The organism is Fodinibius sp. GM108 (genome assembly GCF_058386985.1).
The window spans coordinates 1-18861 of the sequence record NZ_JBYEIR010000013.1 but is presented as its reverse complement, the minus strand read 5'-3'; the positions used below and the strand labels follow the sequence as shown (position 1 = coordinate 18861).

Here is an 18861-nt window from a genome sequence, read left to right as displayed (position 1 = left end):
TTAAAAGCACAGGCTGGAAGACAAGTATTAATCTCTCTTCTTATTTTATTTGAAATACTGCTTCTAATTGAATATTTATTTTATTTTTTGAAATTCACTTCTTTTTGGATGGCATTAGTTAATTTTTCAAAAGCTTCATCTTTTTTGATATAAGCCGAGGCGCCAGCTTTCTGTATACGATCTACCATATCTGGACTTGAATGATAACAACAGCTTGAGGCATAATGGACGTGATCTTCTTTGTTACTTCAATGCCATCCATATCAGGTAAATTTACATCCAGAATAATTACATCAGGATCATTTTTTTGTATAAATGCTATCGCCTCTTCACCCTTAGAAGCTTCACCAATTACAGTTTGGTTCTCTTGCTTGTCAATTATTTTTTTTAGTTGCTCTCGAATCATCTGGTGATCATCGACAAGCAACACTGTTATTTCTTTTTGTTGTTCCATGTTGATTGAAGGAAATAAAAAATAGTAAGTGACAATAGGAAGATTAGAAAAACTGAGAGAGGAAGTGTTAAGCGCAAGGTTGGCCAACTCTCTTAGGTCAGATAACTAATTTTTCAAGAGTTCTAAACCGGCTGAGGAATATTATTCTACTCTACTTCGAAACACCTTTACTCATATTAATACCTGATCTTATGGCTCACAATATTTTTACGAATTATTTATTTCGAGCGGCGGATAAAGATTATAAACATGAGCAGAAGTAAAGGTCGTTACTGAGGAAAAAGCGTTGAATTTACACAGTAGTCGCTTGTAAGTTGTTATTGGGTCTTCTCTCCGATGATTAGTTCATAATGTTTAATGAATACACATAGAATTTACTCTTTCAACGCTGCTTCTGTTTTGCTTCGATACTAAGTTGAGTGTGAGGAACCGCTTCTAATCGACCTTTTGAAATCTTATTACCTGTTTTTTTGCAGATACCATACGTATTGTTATCGATACGCTGAAGAGCCCTGTCCAAATATTGAGTAAACTTTTCTAATCGATTACAAAGAATGTACGTCTTCTCTTGTTCATGAACTTCGCTTCCCATATCAGCTACATGAGTACTGTATGCTGATTCCTCAGTGCCATTCTCCCTTCTGTCATGCAATTTGCTTTTTAGAGTTTCCAACTCCTTAGTGGCTTCACGTCGTTTTTTTAGAATTCTTTGCCGAAAATATTCCAGTTCTTCATCATTGTAGGGCGATACAAGTTCATTCTCATTGTCAATAGTTTTTTGTTTTGCCATAGTTCTTTTAATTGGATTTTTGCGTATAACTTCAAGAATGGAAGTAAAGGATAGGAAAACATCAGTATTAAGATGCTAGTATATTCTTTGATATTTATGTAGTTCTTGTATTACGAATTGACTCGGTTGATATGGAATTCTACCCATTTTCGGTCGGAATCTTGCAGGTAGCTTTTGCACCATATGTTCCTAAACTGGATTTCTTTTTAACCTCAAATGTCCCGCCAATCAGCTCCATGCGATGACGTATATTCTTTAGATCTACCTTTTCCTCTTATTTTACAGAGAAGCCGGTTCCGTCATTTACATTATCCAGATAATGTAAGTCAAAACATAGCACTGGACGGGCTGATATTTCAACAAACCCTTGATACTTAGCTCACTTGTAGTACGAAACTTGTTCGGCTGAAGGAGGTTTTGTCCATCGAACTATCACCTACAGAATTCAAGAACGCTCCAGGAAATGCGTCTTTCCTTTCACCGAATCCATGATCGATGCTTTGGTTAAGGTGTTATTACCAAACTTGTTATTGATGGCATCCTTCACGAGGCAGACCCGGCGCTGCTGGCTGGATTCCCGGAAAAACAGCTCTTGCTGGTTTGAATGATCAACCTTCACCGTTCCTATGCCAATGCCCCGCAGGGCGTAGCCTCCCTTAAGTAGGTTCTTAATGCGTGGACGTGCTTTCTTCATACACTCGTGGTGGATGTATCCGTCGAGGTTGGTATAGCCGTCGGTGTTAAATCGAAAGCTGATGCCTTTATGCTCCCGGTGTTGTATGCGCAGGTAACAAAAATAAGATCGGGCTCGTAGCCGGTATCCGCGCATGCGGTAGCAGAGCCGGGAAATGCCTTTCATCAGCTCCCCACTTATTTCGGTTACATTTGTAGATTGCGTGCTGAAGGTATGCATGTAGTTGAGCTGTTCTTTAGTGGCCAGCTGGTCGGTGAGCACCCGCGCCCGGTCTTTGCCGGCCACCATTTCATACATGATCTTTCCAAAGTATTCTCCGAAGAGATCCTGAAAAATTCGGTAGCCGCGATCTATCCCGTCTGCTATAGTCAAGAGTCCCTTTTCTTTAAGTTTGGCATATCGTTTTCGCCCAACGCCCCAAACTTCATCCAAGGGTAGGGAACCTAATACATCAGAAGCTTCCTCTTTGTTCAATACTAGCGTCAGTCCATCGGGTTTGTTAATGTCGCTGGCCAATTTGCTGTAGGTTTTCGAGAAGGAAATACCGATAGAGCAGACGAGGCCAATCTCTTTGTAGATCAGATTCCGAAGCGCTTTCCCGTACCGGACGATTTCCGATCGAGGCTTGCCCTGCAGAAAGTTGATATCCAGGAAGTATTCATCCATTGAGTATTTTTCGACCGTGGGGGCGAAGTCTTCCAATACATCTTCAATAAGGCCGCTGATGCCTTTGTACTTCTCATAGTCGGCCTGCAGGCCTATAACATACGGGCAGATCTGTTCGGCTTCGTAGGCGCTCATGGCTGTCTTTATTCCGAGTGCTCGGGCCTCATAAGAACTTGTTGCCACAATACCCCTTGGAATTCCTTTAGCTCCCTTATACCATCCACCAATGTAAATGGGCATTCCATGGAGCTTAAAACATTGTTGCTCGACCTGGGCGTAAAAACAGTTCATATCCAAGTGCAGATATAGACGCTCCTTAATAGAACTGTGTTGCATGTCTCGGCTCACGCACCGGTAGTCGGTAATCTTGTGCACATCTTCATCGGGGCTGTAGGTGCCGGGGTCAATGTCACTCTCTTTTAGCATGAAAAACAGTTGATATTGAGGGTCATCAATGGTTAATATACATGAAAAAACATATGAAGTAATAATTTATTATTCATGTTATGCAAACAGTGTTAAAAGAAAAAGTTAACGTGTACTCGGTCTTCCGCAGCTTCAAAGGCGCAGAGGAGCATTCCCACAGCGGGTGGGAGCACAAGCGGATCGAACCGAGGTATGTCCAGCGTAAGAAAGGAGAGATCCTGGAGATCAAACAGGTCCGGCGCTCGTATGCCCAGCGCAAAGGCAAGCGCATTCAGGTCCATTTTGTCATCTGCACCAGCGAAGATCGCTACTTTCACCTGGTCTATGATGCCGATAAAATCATCTGGATCTTGCTGTATGAGTTTGATGATCAGATGCTCTTTGACGAGAAAGAAGTGGACGTAGAAATCCAGTGGAACGGCTTATCCGGATCGGAAGATTAGTCCCCAATTGCCGTTGCTCTTCCACGCCTTGCCAACAAAGGTGCCGAAGACGGTAATCTCTTCCCACTCATCAGGAGTAATAGAGATAGGCTCGTAGGCGGTGTTTTCCGGCTGAAGCAGCACGCCATCTGATTTTTTCCGGATGGTTTTTAGCGTGGTTTCGCCGTTATAGAGAATAGCTCCGATTTCCCCGTCCTTTGGCGGACGTGGATCAATGATGATGTAGTCACCGTCGCGGATGTCCGCATCGATCATGCTCTCCCCGTCCACGATCAACGCAAAGTAGTGATCGGATTTGGAGGGGTGAATTTCGACCGGGCGGTGTCCCAGGTTTTCGCTTATCGCCTGATGCATGCCACCGGCCGCAATGCGACCTTTAATGGGTATGCTGGGATAAAAGCCGGGAAGCTGGTTGCGCTTGCTGGGATGGGGATGGATGCCATAATTGCCTTTTTTGCTTTTACGATGAGATTGTGCAGCTCCGAGAATTGAGCAGTTATTAGAAGAACTGATAGTGATAACTCTTCGTTAAATGGCAGCATAGATGAGCTAAATAAGAAACTTGAGGATAACCCACACTGACTTATATGAGTTATGTTAATCAAGAAAAAAATGGGTTATGAAATTTGTTATGGCAAGAGTGTGAGGCCATCGCATTGACCAGATATAATCCCTGTGGTATGCCGTCTTGGAGCTTTTTATTAGGGATATAGGTGGTTAATCTAATTTTTTAGGATTTAGGTTCCATAACCTATCCCCGCCTTTTGAACCAGGGTCCGCAAGCAGTATCATTTTTATTTTCATATCCTCCAGGTACTTCCCTATTAACCAACCTCCTACCTTTAAGAACCGGTTTTTATTTATGCCGTATCTAATCTAGGTTCTAAGAACTTATTAAATATTAACATTTTTTAACATAATAAGGTAGATATGTTATATGAAAATATTAACTATTTGATAAGGTTGGGAAATTCAAGGATAATATTTCTGAATTAGGGATAAAGATATGGGTAATGGGGATGAGGAAGCTATTAGTGATAGTGAATTATTATTCGCTATACAGGCTGGTAATCACGAGGCTTTTAAAAGGCTTTTCTTAAAATATTATCAGAGGCTTTCTAACTTTGCTTACACTTATGTGGGTTGCAAGCATAGATCAGAAGAAATTGTACAAGATGTTTTTGAACATATTTGGAAGGTTAAAGGACAGTTAGATACTTCCATTAACCTTCGATCTTATTTATTTACCTGTGTAAAAAATAAGGCATTTGATAATATTAAGAAGGAGAAAACGGAGCAGAAGTATATTGAAAAGTTTGCCAAACTAAAGGAAAAGAAGATTCAACCCAAAAAGAGAGGTAAGGGTAAATCAGCCTTTGAGAGAGAAGCACATGAGGCAATCGAGAATCTGCCTGCCCGCGCAAAAAAGGTTTATAAGTTAAGCCGGAGAGAAGGGTTAACTTATAAAGAGATAGCGACAGTTCTTGATATTTCAATAAAAACTGTTGAATCTCAAATGAGTCGAGCATTAAAAAAACTCAGAACCCAACTTGAAGGATTTTTATCCTCCTTTGGATAGTACTCTCCATAACAAATTCTATTTTTTTAAAAAAAAGTTACAGGGTATCCACTTTGGGAGTCGTTTAACTAATGAAGTGAGACATCATAAACGAAAAATATCCTAAAGTGAAGTTTAGACTACTAGTTAAATTTCTTGCAAATGAATGCACCGAAAAGGAAAAGGAGGAGGTGCTTAACTGGATTAAGTCAGATCCTGTAAATAGCCAGTCATTAAAATCTATAGAGAGAATTTGGGAGGTAGAACCTGAGAATGAATTCGAAGCTGATTCAAATAAAGCCTGGGTTAGATTTGAAAAAAATATATTGAAAGGTCCAACTGAATCTATAAAAAGTCGCTCGAATTATAATAGGAAATCAAATAATTCCTTTTATGCTATAGCAGTAGCTGCTGCTGCCGTATTATTATTTTCAGTTTTTCTTTTCCTGAATCAGGTAGATACTTCAAAAGAAGTTTCTGAAGAACAATTAACGATGCAGGAAATTGTAACTCAGAAGGGGGAAAAGACAAGAGTTAAGTTATCTGATAATACACATGTGATTCTCAATTCTGACAGTAGACTTAAGGTATCTAACCAGTTCTCAGAAGGGGTTAGGCAGGTTTATTTAGTGGGAGAAGCACATTTTGATGTTACTCCAAACAATGAAAAACCTTTCATAGTACATGCAAATAAATCCTATACCAAGGTTCTTGGCACGGAGTTTATTATTTCTTCTTATCCCGATGAGAATGATGTCTCAGTAGTAGTTACTGAAGGGAAGGTTCTTTTGGGTTCAAAAAATGGTGGCTCCAAAAATAAAGGTGTTATAAGTAAAGGTTTTTCTGGAGTATTAAGAGATGAAAGCTCACCAATAATAACGAAGGTGAGAAATATGAAGCTTCATACGGGATGGACAGAAGATCTTCTGGTTTTTGACAATACATCTTTACGAAATATTAAGTCTCAAATTGAGCGGTGGTATAATGTTTCAATTAAAGTGAAGGATTCAGAACTATATTCGCGCCGGCTCACAGCTGAATTCAAAGATGAACCCTTAGATGAGGTTTTAAATGTTATTTCACTATCAATGGATTTAAAATATAATAGGGATAAAAGGACGGTCACCTTTTATAACTAATACTAATGAACAAAACTGACCAAAATATCAACCAAATAACTAATAAGGGGATATTATGGTAAGATGGTTAACAAAAATTTGGGAAAAAGCGGGATACAGTAACCTTTTTATTAAGTCGATAGTCACCCTAGCAATGGCTGGCTTTATACTAATTTTCAGTTCTAGCGGCATATTAGGTCAAAGTTATGAACTGTCAGGAAGTAAGCAGTTGGTTAAAAATGATATACAGCTTGTAAAGACCAATCTTAACAATGATGATAAAAAATCATCAGAAGTATTAAGCAAATTTATATCATTAAATTTAAAGGAAGTTTCTTTAGAAAGCGCTTTAAAAAAAGTTGCTGAAAAGGCTGATTTAAAGCTTTCGTTTAGTGAAAATGTCCTTCCTGCATCAAAAAAAGTATCCTTGGAGGCGGAGTCGATTACCGTAAATAAAGCTATATGGCAGCTCTTAAGTGGTACAGATACTCGTTATGCTATTTCGCCCAATGGGTTTTTAGTTATTATGCGTTGGAATGATAGAATTATTCCTAGAGAAAATGTACAGACTGGAACAATTACAGGGGAGGTTAAGGATGCAAGTACTGATGAACCTTTAGCAGGGGCTAATGTATTTATTGAAGAACTTTCCACGGGTGCTGCCACTGATGCTAATGGAGTATTTACAATAGAGGATGTTGAAACAGGTACCTATAGCATAGAAGCAAGTTTTATAGGTTTTAAAACATCTACAAAGAGTATCACAGTAGAAGAAGGAGAGAATACCGTTAATTTCAGTCTTCAAGCAGATGTTTCGGGTTTGGAGGATGTTGTAGTTACAGGCATTGCCTCTAGAACTTCAAAATCTGTATCTGAAGTCTCTGTTTCCAGTATAAACGCAGAGGAGCTCACCAAAGGTCAATCATACTCTGGACTAACAGGGCTTTTATCAGGAAAAGCTGCAGGAGTAAATATTTCAAAAGCTTCTGGAAGTGTTGGTAGTGGTATGAGATTTAAGATGAGATCTGGTGGAGGTCTTAAAGGTACTGGTCAACCTGTGATATATATAGACGGCATACGGGTGGATAACTCTGAAGTTGAAGGATTGGGAGCTGGAGGACAAGGGTTCGGTACCTTAGCAGACTTAAATCCTGATGAAATAGAAAGCATTGATATCTTGAAAGGACCTGCAGCCTCCGCACTATATGGTACAAGTGGATCTAATGGTGTTGTACTAATTACAACAAAGTCAGGAAGAAATATCCAGGGAGAGGGAATCGAAGTAGGAATAAAAACTACCTTGGGTTATAATGAACAAAAAACACCCTATAGTAAGCATGAATTCCTTACGGCGGATGGTGCTAATGCAGAGTTTAGAAAAGGTGCAATTGAAGAGAGTGCAATAAACTTATCTGGTAGTTCTGGCATAGTAAGATACCATACCTCCATAGGCCGTAGGTATGAAGAAGGTTTATTAAGGGGTAATGATATGAAAAGGACCTCTTTACGTGCTAATTTTGATGCTTATCCAAACGAGGATCTAACAATAGGCGTCAGTACAAGCTACACAAATAACAACAACAATAGGCAGTTGTTAGATAACGCTTTCGGCCCCTTAAATAACACAATATTTATTACTGACCAACAACTTTGGTCCAAAACTGGTAGTAAAGAGGCGGTTTATGCTTGGGAAGATATTTTAAAAACCAATCGTTTTATAGGTTCACTAAATTTGTCATGGACTCCCTTGGAAAACTTTGAAGTCCAGGCAACAGTAGGTCATGATGAATCTGATATGAGAGAAGATCAGACTCAGCCCTATGGTTATTCGTATGGTGGAGATGATGATGGAGCCAGAGAAATTTTCGAACGAAAAAACCAACAACAAACCTATGATTTTAATGCCCGATACTCATATCAGGTTTTGCCTGATTTAGAAATAACCTCAATTGTTGGAACTCAGATATTCAACAGACTAGTAACTACGCTTAATATGGATAAAGAAAATTTCCCAGCACAAGGCATAACAAATATTGGTGCGGGTGAGGAATTTTTAGGTGCTGATGAGACAAGATTACATACAAGGTCTGCCGGAATTTTCATGTCGCATCAGTTTAATTATGAAGATACGTATTATGCTACCATAGGTGGTAGACGTGATTATGCTAGTTCTGTTGGAGCTGATGCCCCTAATATTTTCTATCCTAAGGCTAGTGCTTCAGTGCGTATTGATAAATTTAATATTCTTCCTTCTGTGATGAATTTTCTAAAGTTAAGAGCAGCTTATGGGGAGTCTGGACAATTACCTAATGTTTATGATGGAGCTAGTCGGCTTTGGGGAGCATCGAACTATGGATATGGCGCCGGGGCAGCTTTGGAAATTATTGGGAATCCTGAAATTAAACCAGAACGGGTCAAAGAGCTCGAATTCGGCGTTGAAACAGAACTTTTTGAAAATATCGGGTTAGATTTGACTTATTACCGGCAAAGTGCTGAAGAATCTATTGTGGAATATCAGCAATCGCCATCTACTGGTTTAACCGCGGATAATCTCCCATTTAATGTAGGACAAGTTAGTGGTTCAGGTTTAGAGGCAGATATAAATGCTACTGCTCTTCGGACAGAGAGTTCAGCACTAAATTTAAAACTAATTTGGAATTATACAGAGAATGAGGTGACTGAACTTGGGCAGGCACAACCCATTTTTGATTGGAACAATGTCGTCAAAGAAGGTTTGCCAAGATCTGCCTTTTATGCTTATGAAAATAATGGGGCTTTGTTTAACGAAGATGGGACGTATGCTGGGGCGGATCTTTCCTTCAGTAATAGAACTTTTGTTGGGACACCCTATCCCAAGCACAATGGTTCATTCTCGATTGATTTTAGGTTCTTGGAGGATTTTAATCTGCGTGTATTAAATGAATGGGCATTAGATTTATATGTGCATAACGCTACGGCACTGATTGCCGAACGCTACGGCAACTATGCAAAACGGTTGCGATTAGGAGCTAGGATTAACGATGATCGTTTCCGGGGAGTTTGGGAGGAAGAGTTCCCAGATATCCAGCAAGTTGAACCGGGTACAGAAGCATATAAAGAAGCTGCTAACAAATATGCCCTACTGAACCCTCGTTCAGGTTACGGTTATGTTCAACGTGCGGATTGGTTTAAGGTTCGGGAGTTAACTTTAAGTTATGACATGATGGGTCTTATGCAGCAGATTGGTGCTAGTGATTTATTTCGGGAGTTGAATGTTAGTGTCTCGGCCACAAATCTTTACAATTATTCATTGTATGAAGGACCAGATCCTGAAGTGCATTGGCAGGGAGCTCGGACTATAGGACAGGGGAGAGATTTTACATCCTTGCAACATCCGAGGACATATAATCTTACTGTCAATATGGGATTTTAATATATATTTAAAGGAGGAAAGTTATGTTTAGATTATTAAGAAATATATTATTGGTTACAGTATTAATCGGATTAGTATCATGCTCTGACTTTGTTCAAAGCGTTGATGATCCTATAAACACTTTGCCTGATGATCAGCTCAATACTCCAGAAAGAATTTCCTTTCTAATCACTGGCCTAAAAGGTAGCTTTGCTGAAACCCATGATGAGTTAACAGTAACTGCTAGTGGTTTGTCAGATGAGCAGGTTTTTGATCGAGATCTCCCTCAAGCTACATTCCCATCATATGATCGTTTGGAAAGAGGAGATTTTGCCAGCGATGATGGCACCATAAATAATCCTCTTGGAGAATTTAGATTTATGGCTGATAACTTGCTAACGCGAGTTAGTGACATAGAGTTCACGTCTGAATATCAGGATGTGCAGAATGAAGCCATGTTTTATGGTAACTTTTTTGGAGGAATTGCCAGAGCATGGTATGCTTCATATATGGGTTTAGAGCCTGATGTTGGGGGAGGGATTATAGATAATGGTCCATTCATACCATCCGATGAAATGTATGATCAAGCTTTATCTAGGTTACAAGAGGCTTTGAATTATGCGGACTCTTATCAAACCAAAGTTATTTATTCGACAATAGCTCGTATTCATCTCTATAGTGAAGAGTATTCTGAGGCAATAGCAGCGGCTCAACAAGGACTTCAGCAAGGCGATGATCCATTTACAAGTCTTCATAATGTCCAGTCAACGAACGAGTGGTACTTTGCTAGTGGGGAAGGTCGGATTCAATGGAGATGGGATCAACGTTTTAAGGATTATGTCAATGATAACCCTAATGAGACTGCCAGATTACCTTATGTTACAATTGAAGGTAGAAGCGGTACCAATCATTATGTTCAAGATTTGTATCCAGAAAGGGGAACTTCAATTAATTTTATTAGCTGGCAGGAAAACCATCTAATGCTTGCAGAATTGGAACTTCGGGAAGGAGGGGCAAATGCGGAAGATAATGCAAGAGCATTACTGAATGAAGTGAGAAGTAGTCATGGACTTTCCCCCTATTCTAGTACTGATACAATAGATATGAGTGTCATTATTGAAGAAAGAGATAAGGAGCTTTTCACTGAGGGGCAAAGATTAATTGATCAAAGACGCTTTGGATTGTGGCATCTGGGGTCAGATAAATGGAAATATTTCCCATACAGTGACCAAGAGCGCAATAATAATGATAACATCGATTAAGCATAGTTCTTCCCTAAATGTCTCCTCTATATCAGCTTTAACTCTGATATAGAGGACTTTAGGTATAAAAGGGAAAAGAATATTGAATGAGATGTCAAAAATTACGAAGAAAAGAACTTATGGATAATTTACATAAAAGGATTTCGATTATAGCTACCCTCTTCTTGCTATTATTCTCATTTACGTCTTTTGCACAGGATAGCGGCCAAGGTGATGATTGGGATATAACTGAACCTTTGGGAGATGCCAGAGATATTGAATTTACAACAGATGAAGGAACATGGATGTCAATTGATGTTTCTCCCAATGGAGAATGGGTAGTGTTTGACCTCTTAGGCCATATTTATAGAATGCCTATCGACGGTGGTGAAGCCACTTGCATCACTCAGGAAAGTGGACTAGCTATAAATTTACAACCGAAAATTTCACCGAATGGCAAATATATTGCTTTTATCTCAGATCGCAAGGGCCAGCGAAACCTGTGGATAATGAATAGTGATGGTTCTGAACCCAGACCAGTATTTAATGATCTAAATATTGAAACTAGTTTACCAACCTGGACTCCTGACAGTGAATATGTCATAGTTAAGAAAGAGAAAACCGATGAATGGGGGTCTGGATCTTTAACAATGTATCATCGTGAAGGAGGAAAAGGAGTGGAATTGGTTAGTAAAGATGTTTCCGGTGAAACATGGCCCTCAGTATCACATGATGGAAACCATATATATTTTCAAGCTTCACCTGGAGGTGGAGAGGCATTGAATGGTGATTTCCAATTGAGAAGATATAACTTTGAGACTGGTAGAATTATTGATATTACTTCCGGAAACGCCAATGGACCAGCTGCTGGACGTTTATCAAGTGGTGGTGCTTATGCACCCGAAATATCTCCAAATGGTAAATGGTTAGCATTCGGAAGACAAATACCGGATGGTACTATTTCTTTTAAAGGTCACAAATTTGGGCCTCGAACTGCCCTTTGGGTACTAAACTTAGAAACCGGGGCTGAGCAAAAAGTAATGGATCCTATTTCTGTAGCATTGGAGGGAGGGAGAGGATGGAGTATTCTCCCACGATATGATTGGCTACCCGATGGCCAATCAATTGTAGTTGCCCAGGGTGGGAAAATAAGAAAGGTGGATATGAGCTCAGGTGAAGTATCTACAATACCATTTAAGGCCAAGGTTAAACGGCGGATTTCTGAACAGGCTTATAACTCTTTTAGAATAAAAGATGAACCTTTTCAGCCCCAATTTATACGGTGGCATACGCGTTCACCTGATGGCTCAAAACTCGCCTTTCAAGCTGTTGGTCAAATTTGGGTAATGAATTATCCAGATGGAGAGCCTAGACGTTTGACACCTGAATCATTTGACTACGCAGAATTTTCTCCGGTGTGGTCTCCCGACAGCAGGTCGATTGCATTTACAACCTTGAGTGAATCGAATAGTGGTCATGTTTGGAAGGTCTCAGTAGATGACGGGAGTCCAAAAAGGTTAACGGAAGAAGCATCATTTTATACTCATTTAGTTTGGAATCCCAATGGAAAAAATATATTAGCAGTAGAAGGTGGAGGGGCAACTTCTAGAGGTCGTACAGTAACTCATAATGCCTTTTTTAAATTAATGCAGATTCCGGCTGATGGAGGAAATTCTCATCAGATAACGACTATTTCTAAACCAACTGGGACTAGCCCTGGAGAACACGCACGTCGTGCTATCCCACAACCATCATATGGCCCCGACGGGAGAATATATTTTCCCCAACCTACTGAAGACACTGAAGATACAAAAGATTATATAGATGATGATATCGTTACGTCCTTGGTTTCAGTTAAACCTGATGGTAGTGATCGAAAAGTCCACATGATATTTCCATATGCGGATGAGGTTGTACCCTCACCTGATGGTAAACATGTTGCCTTTCAGGAAGGAGATAATATTTACCTGACGAAATATCCGAAAATAGGTACTGGTAATGAACCGGTATTTATTGACAAAAGAGATGGAGATCTCCCTGTAAAACAACTTTCACATACAGGTGGTCTGTTTCCCAAGTGGTGGAGTAGTTCAGTACTCGAATTTGGTAGTTCAAATCAGTACTACTCCTATGATACAAACTATGAGCAAAAAGATACTCTTGGTGTTGAATTTAAAGTGCCAAGAGATAACTCTGATGGCACTATTGCTATTGAAGGAGCTCGGATTCTAACTATGAACGAGCCGGAAATAATTGAAAATGGCAGTATTGTCATAAAGGATTCTCGGATTGAGTGTGTGGGAAATCAAAATGATTGTAATACTACTGATGTGGACCGTTCTCTAGATGCTAGTGGTAAGACTATTATACCTGGTCTAATAGATATGCATTCTCATCATTATCGGGAAAATAGAGGCCATAGACCTCCAAATGACTATGAAGTTGCAATGTATTTAGCTTATGGAGTGACTACAAATTTAGATAATTCAATGTGGTCACAAAATATTTTTCCTACTGCCGAAAGAATTGAAGCTGGTCGGCTCACTGGTCCAAGAACATTTAGTACTGGAGACCCTTTGTATCAGGGGGATGGAGCTCGTCATAATAAAATTACAAGCTATAAAGTTGCCCATGACAATGTTAAAAGATTAAAATCATGGGGGGCAGTAGCGATTAAGCAGTACTCACATCCCAGACGTGACCAACGTCAGTGGATTATCGATGCATCAAGGAAGGAAGACTTGATGGTAACTGGGCACTGGAAGTTAAGTGTTATTATGGATGGTCATACTGGTTGGGAACATGCGTTGGATTTTAATCCAATGTATAGTGATTACGCTGAATTTTATGGAAAAGCTAATGCTGTTTATTCTCCAACTTGGGTAGTTGGCGGTAATGGTTTAGGAAATATTGGAAAGTTTTTTGCTGATGCCAATGTATGGCAGAAAGAAAAGCAACAGATATGGATGCCTTGGCGGATGCTTACATTTCTTAGGCGAAGGACTGTTGCACCAGAGACAGATTATAACTATCCCCTAATTGCTCAGGCAGCTGCTGATATAGTTAACCAGGGTGGTCACGCAGTAATTGGAGGGCATGGGGAACATCATGGTCTTGCCCCACATTGGGAGATCTGGATGGCTGCTGAAGCATTTGGTCCTATGGGAGCCTTGGAAGCTGCAACAAAAGAAGGGGCATACTTTTTAGGGGCAACAGATGATGTTGGTACTCTTGAAGAGGGTAAACTTGCTGATTTGTTAATACTTAATTCAAATCCGCTGGATAATATCAGAAATACTCAGGATATAAAATATGTAATGAAAGGTGGTAAATTATATGATTCAAATAGTTTGGATCAGGTATGGCCCATAGAAAAAGAATTCGGCAAAAAGTATTGGATTGATGAAGAGACTTTACTAGATGATACTCGTGCGATTGATTGGTGGGATCAGTAGGAAGATTTATTTGATAACTTAACTTTATTAGATAGTAATCAAATGTTCTAAGCAGTCAACTTTTACTAAATGGAAGATTATGGATGAATTATCAACTGCTAAGGGGACACATCCATGCTTAAGCCAACTCTCGATATCAGTAAAGTTTTTCTTACTCTGTTTATTATTAACTACGTGTGACAGCGTGAGTAGCATTAATGAAGAATCAGAAAACATTGATTCAGAGTTGGAAAACATAATTCGAAAAGCTACTGATGGAAGAGGGCTGGCATACTTTAAACTTCCTCCAAGCTATTACTTCGAGGCCATACCACAAGATTCCAGAAATCCTCTGAATTTACCCAAGGTTAAACTTGGTAAATTATTATATCATGAAACAGCATTGGGTATTCAAGCGAAAAAAGAAGAAGGTATGACAACATATTCATGTGCGTCATGCCATCATGCGGCGGCTGGTTTTGCTGCTGGTAGGAAACAAGGTATAGGTGAAGGTGGCCTTGGATTTGGAGACCATGGGGAAATGCGAAAAAGGAATCAGATTTATACTGTAGAAGAGCTTGATATTCAACCAGTTAAATCACCTACAACTTTGAACACTGCCTGGCAGGAGGTTATGTTATGGAATGGACAGTTTGGTGCAAACGGGGTAAATAAGGGTACGGAACCAAGCTGGACAGAGGGAACTCCAAAAGAAGTTAATCATTTAGGCTTTGAAGGACTGGAAAGCCAAGCAATTGCTGGTTTAGGAGTACATCGACTCAGTGATATCAAAAATACGAGTATAGCTGAAAATCCTAAATACAAGAAACTTTTTAAAGAAGCTTTTCCACAAGCAGAGCCAGACAAATTATTTACTACTAAAACTGCCGGTCTTGCTATTGCAGCTTATGAGCGCAATTTGATTTCGAATCAGGCTCCGTTTCAAAAGTGGTTGAGAGGTAATTTGAATGCGATGGCAGAAGTAGAAAAGAAGGGGGCCAAACTTTTCTTTGGAAAAGCCCAGTGTGTTAGCTGTCATACCGGGCCAGCTTTGAATTCCATGAAGTTTTATGCATTGGGATTCCCTAATTTAAAAGGTCCTAAAGTCCTTCAACCGGTTGCTTCGAATGAAGGAGTAAACTTGGGAAGAGGTAGTTTTACGGGTAATCCTGAAGATAACTATAAATTTAAAACACCCCAGTTATATAATTTAATTGATTCACCTTTTTACGGACACGGTTCCTCATTTACTTCATTAAGGGAAGTTGTGGAGTATAAAAATAGAGCGATTCCTGCTAATAAAGCTGTTCCAGATAAACAGATAGCTGAACAATTCCAACCTTTAAATTTGACCAACAAGGAAGTAACACAGATTGTCTCTTTTTTAGAGTCAGCTCTTTACGATCCAAATTTACAACGATATGTACCAGATTCATTGCCCTCCGGAAACTGTTTTCCGAATAATGATCCTCTGTCTCAAATACATTTAGGATGTAATTAGAACAAAGTTCAATTTCCTTATGGAACATTCATGCAGTAAGTCATTAGGTTTCATATCACTTATTCTTACTTTTTTAATAACGGCATGCACTTATACTTCTAGTGAAGTGGAACAAACAAAGGTTGGTGAGACAGAAATTTGGATACAAGATGGTAGCCACTGTACTCCATTTCATAAATATGTTGAGCCCGGAGCAGTAGTGACCTGGATAAATAAGGATACCATTTCTCATGCATTGAGTAGTGGAACACCCGATGATTCCGGCCGATGGTTTGAAAGTGATACTATACCACCGGGAGGTACTTACAGTAAAAAGTTTGAAAAAGCGGAGACCTATCCATACCACTGTTCAATGCATGGATATCATTCAGATCAGCTACCAGTCTTAATTATAACTGATCCGGTACAACCTACTCCCTAAGTTAAAAAAGATAATGGATAGACGAGATTTCAACAGAATTATAACAGGTACATTAGGATGGATGTTAACCCCTAACCTGTCAAAACTTACAACGTTAGAAAACCGACCAAAGCTTTCTGTTGATAAAACCAAAGTAGAGAAACATCTGAATAGACTTTCCCAAATCGGAGAAAGAAAAGAAGGTGTTACTCGACTGGCATATACCAAGGAGGATATACGTGCCCGTGGGTACATTAGAAAATTAATGAAAGAAGTAGGATTATCAATCAGTACAGATAGTGCGGGAAATATAATTGGTAGATTGGAAGGCCAAAAGTCTAATTTATCTTCTCTTGTAACAGGTTCTCATATTGATACTGTACCTGACGGAGGTAACTATGATGGCATGGTAGGTGTGGTTACAGCTATTGAAGCAGCCCGAAGTTTAAATTTGAGTGATTATCAAACCCGACACCCAATTGAAATATATGTTTTTGCTAATGAAGAAGGAGGTAAGACAGGAAGTAAGGCTGTTAGTGGTGAAATCACTAAAGAAGCCTTATCAATGAAAACCTATAGTGGGCATTCTATTTGGGATGGCATTAAACGAGTTGGTGGGGATCCTGACAATATAGAAAATGCTAAAAGGGATCCATCGAGCATTAAAGCATTCATTGAACTCCATATTGAACAAGGTGAAGTACTTCAAGCAGAAAATAAAACTATCGGAGTTGTTGAAGGCATAGTTGGAATTAAACGCTGGAGAGTTACTATACACGGAGAGGCAAATCATGCAGGAACTACTCCTATGGGAGAACGTAAGGATGCATTATTAGCATCCTCACATTTTGTGGAAATAGTAAATGAGGTCATAAGTAATGAATCGGGTACTCATGTTGGAACTGTAGGTAAGTTGCAAGTTTTTCCGAATGCACCAAATGTAATACCTGGTAAAGTCGTACTAACGTTAGAGATTCGCGATTTGAGTATGAACAAGATTGACTCATTGTATGAGGAAATTGAATCTCGATCTAAAAAATTGAGTAACATATCCAGTTGTAAATTCTCTTTTACACATATCTATACAACACAATCCGCCATCTGTAATCAAAAGATAATGCAAAGTATTCGAGCAGCATCAAACTCCTTAGGACTTAGTCATACGGATATTCCCAGTGGCGCCGGACACGATGCGCAAAGCATCGCATTGATTGCACCTATTGGGATGATATTCGTACCCAGTAAGGATGGGGTAAGCCATTCTCCTAATGAATTTACGGAAGTAGATGATATTGTATCAGGGGGAAATGTGCTTCTAGATTCATTATTGAAATTAGATCAAGAACAATATTGAGGATAAGCACAAAGAGTAAGGGTTATAAACATTAATTATAAACATTGTAGTATGTTTGAACGAATGGTAACAATTTACAAAACGGCAATTCTATTTTTAATACTGACAATGGTCGGTACGACGGCTTATGGTCAGGTGCCTGCACCTTCGGATGTATATGGTTTCGAAGTTGGTGCAGATTATAAACTTGCTGACTACGATCAAATGCTGGAGTATTACGATCAGTTGGATCAGGCCAGCGACCGGGTCCAAAAAATAACGATCGGAGAGTCTGTGTTGGGGCGCCCCATGATTTTGTTGTTCATTTCCAGTGAAGAAAATATGGGGCAACTGGAAGAGTATCGCACCATCAGCGAGAAACTGTCCCGTGCCCGCATCAGTGACGAAGAAGCAAAGCAACTTTCCAAAGACGGAAAAGCTATTGTTTGGATCGATGGAGGGATGCACTCTACTGAGCTGGCTCACGGGCAAATGACATCAGAGCTGGCCTACCGAATTGCAACGGAAGAAAGTGACGAAATGAAGAAGATCCGGGATAACGTTATTACGCTGTTGATGCCGGTGATGAATCCCGACGGGTTGGATATCGTGACCAACTGGTATCGCAAGAATCTGGACACTCCTTTTGAGACCACGAGTCCGCCGTGGCTGTATCACCACTACGTAGGGCATGACAACAATCGCGATTGGTTCATGAATAATATGCCCGAAACCTATCATGTGAATGAGGTGCTATATAACGAGTGGTATCCGCAAATTGTCTATAATCACCACCAGACCGCTCCCTCGTGGGCGCGTATCTTTCTGCCTCCCTTCTCCGACCCGGTAAATCCCAATATCCATCCGGGTGTAACTACAGGAGTAAACCAAGTCGGAGCTGCCATGGCCCAGCGCTTTGCGGTCAAGGACATGCCGGGTGTAGTCTCTGACAACACATATACTATGTTTTGGAATGGAGGCGGACGTACCACACCATATTATCATAATCAGATCGGGATTCTTACGGAAACGGCCCATGCCACGCCAACCCCGCGATTTTATGAGCCGGACTCTATGCCCGATAAAATAGGCGCCGGCATTCCCACGGACGGAACGGATATCTTTTATCCCGATCCCTGGGAAGGAGGAGAGTCGCATTTCCGGGATGCCGTAGACTATATGCTGACGGGATCGATGGCCGTGCTGGATATGACTGCAGAACGAAAAAGCCAGTTCCTCTACAATATTTACAGCATGGGGCGCGATGGTATTGAAGAAGGCAATTCTGGTGATCCTTTTGCTTATGTCATTCCTCCGGAGCAGTGGGATGAGGGGGAAGCCGTTGAGCTTGTTAATATCCTTAAGCAGGGCGGAGTTGAAATCCACCGTGCAGAAGACGCATTTACCGCCGG

Annotated in this window: 14 protein-coding genes; 10 read left to right on the top strand and 4 right to left on the bottom strand. The window is 40.1% G+C overall.

Annotated elements, in window-relative coordinates:
- Positions 1-181 precede the first annotated feature (181 nt).
- The 3 genes from ACT3ID_RS17860 to ACT3ID_RS17850 all read right to left on the bottom strand — a co-directional run bounded on the left by ACT3ID_RS17860 (position 182) and on the right by ACT3ID_RS17850 (position 3030).
- Entirely contained in the window at positions 182-454 is a 273-nt protein-coding gene (locus tag ACT3ID_RS17860) for a response regulator (RefSeq protein ID WP_491543428.1), read from the bottom strand.
- A gap of 382 nt (positions 455-836) precedes the next feature.
- Positions 837-1244, bottom strand: a complete 408-nt coding sequence (locus tag ACT3ID_RS17855; RefSeq protein ID WP_491543427.1) for a TraR/DksA family transcriptional regulator — start codon at positions 1242-1244, stop codon at positions 837-839.
- A 445-nt stretch (positions 1245-1689) separates the two neighbouring features.
- Complete coding sequence (locus ACT3ID_RS17850) at positions 1690-3030, bottom strand: DNA polymerase Y family protein (RefSeq protein ID WP_491543426.1); 1341 nt, start codon at positions 3028-3030, stop codon at positions 1690-1692.
- Between the two features lie 80 nt (positions 3031-3110).
- Here ACT3ID_RS17850 and ACT3ID_RS17845 point away from each other — a divergent pair, with 80 nt between their 5' ends.
- Positions 3111-3473, top strand: a complete 363-nt coding sequence (locus ACT3ID_RS17845; RefSeq protein WP_491543425.1) for a hypothetical protein — start codon at positions 3111-3113, stop codon at positions 3471-3473.
- Here the strand turns inward: ACT3ID_RS17845 and ACT3ID_RS17840 are convergent.
- Positions 3453-3842 carry a LexA family protein gene (locus ACT3ID_RS17840; RefSeq protein WP_491543470.1) on the bottom strand — a complete coding sequence of 130 codons (390 nt, stop codon included), beginning with the start codon at positions 3840-3842 and terminating at the stop codon, positions 3453-3455. The two genes, ACT3ID_RS17845 and ACT3ID_RS17840, sit on opposite strands and share 21 nt — an antisense overlap.
- A 637-nt stretch (positions 3843-4479) precedes the next feature.
- Between ACT3ID_RS17840 and ACT3ID_RS17835 the strand changes: the two genes are divergently transcribed.
- From ACT3ID_RS17835 to ACT3ID_RS17795, 9 genes are all read left to right on the top strand, one after another.
- Positions 4480-5052: an RNA polymerase sigma-70 factor gene (locus ACT3ID_RS17835; RefSeq protein WP_491543424.1), complete on the top strand. Its 573-nt coding sequence runs from the start codon at positions 4480-4482 to the stop codon at positions 5050-5052.
- Positions 5053-5159: 107 nt separating this feature from the next.
- Positions 5160-6170: a FecR family protein gene (locus ACT3ID_RS17830; protein ID WP_491543423.1), complete on the top strand. Its 1011-nt coding sequence runs from the start codon at positions 5160-5162 to the stop codon at positions 6168-6170.
- A gap of 55 nt (positions 6171-6225) precedes the next feature.
- Entirely contained in the window at positions 6226-9561 is a 3336-nt protein-coding gene (locus tag ACT3ID_RS17825) for a carboxypeptidase-like regulatory domain-containing protein (RefSeq protein WP_491543422.1), read from the top strand.
- Positions 9562-9584: 23 nt separating this feature from the next.
- Positions 9585-10802 (top strand): RagB/SusD family nutrient uptake outer membrane protein, encoded by a 1218-nt coding sequence (locus ACT3ID_RS17820; protein WP_491543421.1) that lies wholly within the window; start codon positions 9585-9587, stop codon positions 10800-10802.
- Positions 10803-10921: 119 nt separating this feature from the next.
- Positions 10922-14236 (top strand): amidohydrolase family protein, encoded by a 3315-nt coding sequence (locus ACT3ID_RS17815; RefSeq protein ID WP_491543420.1) that lies wholly within the window; start codon positions 10922-10924, stop codon positions 14234-14236.
- A 79-nt stretch (positions 14237-14315) separates the two neighbouring features.
- Positions 14316-15716, top strand: a complete 1401-nt coding sequence (locus ACT3ID_RS17810) for a cytochrome-c peroxidase (protein WP_491543419.1) — start codon at positions 14316-14318, stop codon at positions 15714-15716.
- 19 nt (positions 15717-15735) lie between these two features.
- Complete coding sequence (locus ACT3ID_RS17805) at positions 15736-16137, top strand: cupredoxin domain-containing protein (RefSeq protein WP_491543418.1); 402 nt, start codon at positions 15736-15738, stop codon at positions 16135-16137.
- Positions 16138-16150: 13 nt separating this feature from the next.
- A complete protein-coding gene (locus tag ACT3ID_RS17800; protein ID WP_491543417.1) occupies positions 16151-17470 on the top strand; it encodes a Zn-dependent hydrolase in 1320 nt (439 codons plus the stop codon).
- 51 nt (positions 17471-17521) lie between these two features.
- Positions 17522-18861, top strand: a 1340-nt coding sequence (locus ACT3ID_RS17795; protein ID WP_491543416.1) for a M14 family metallopeptidase, incomplete at its 3' end; no start/stop codon positions are given.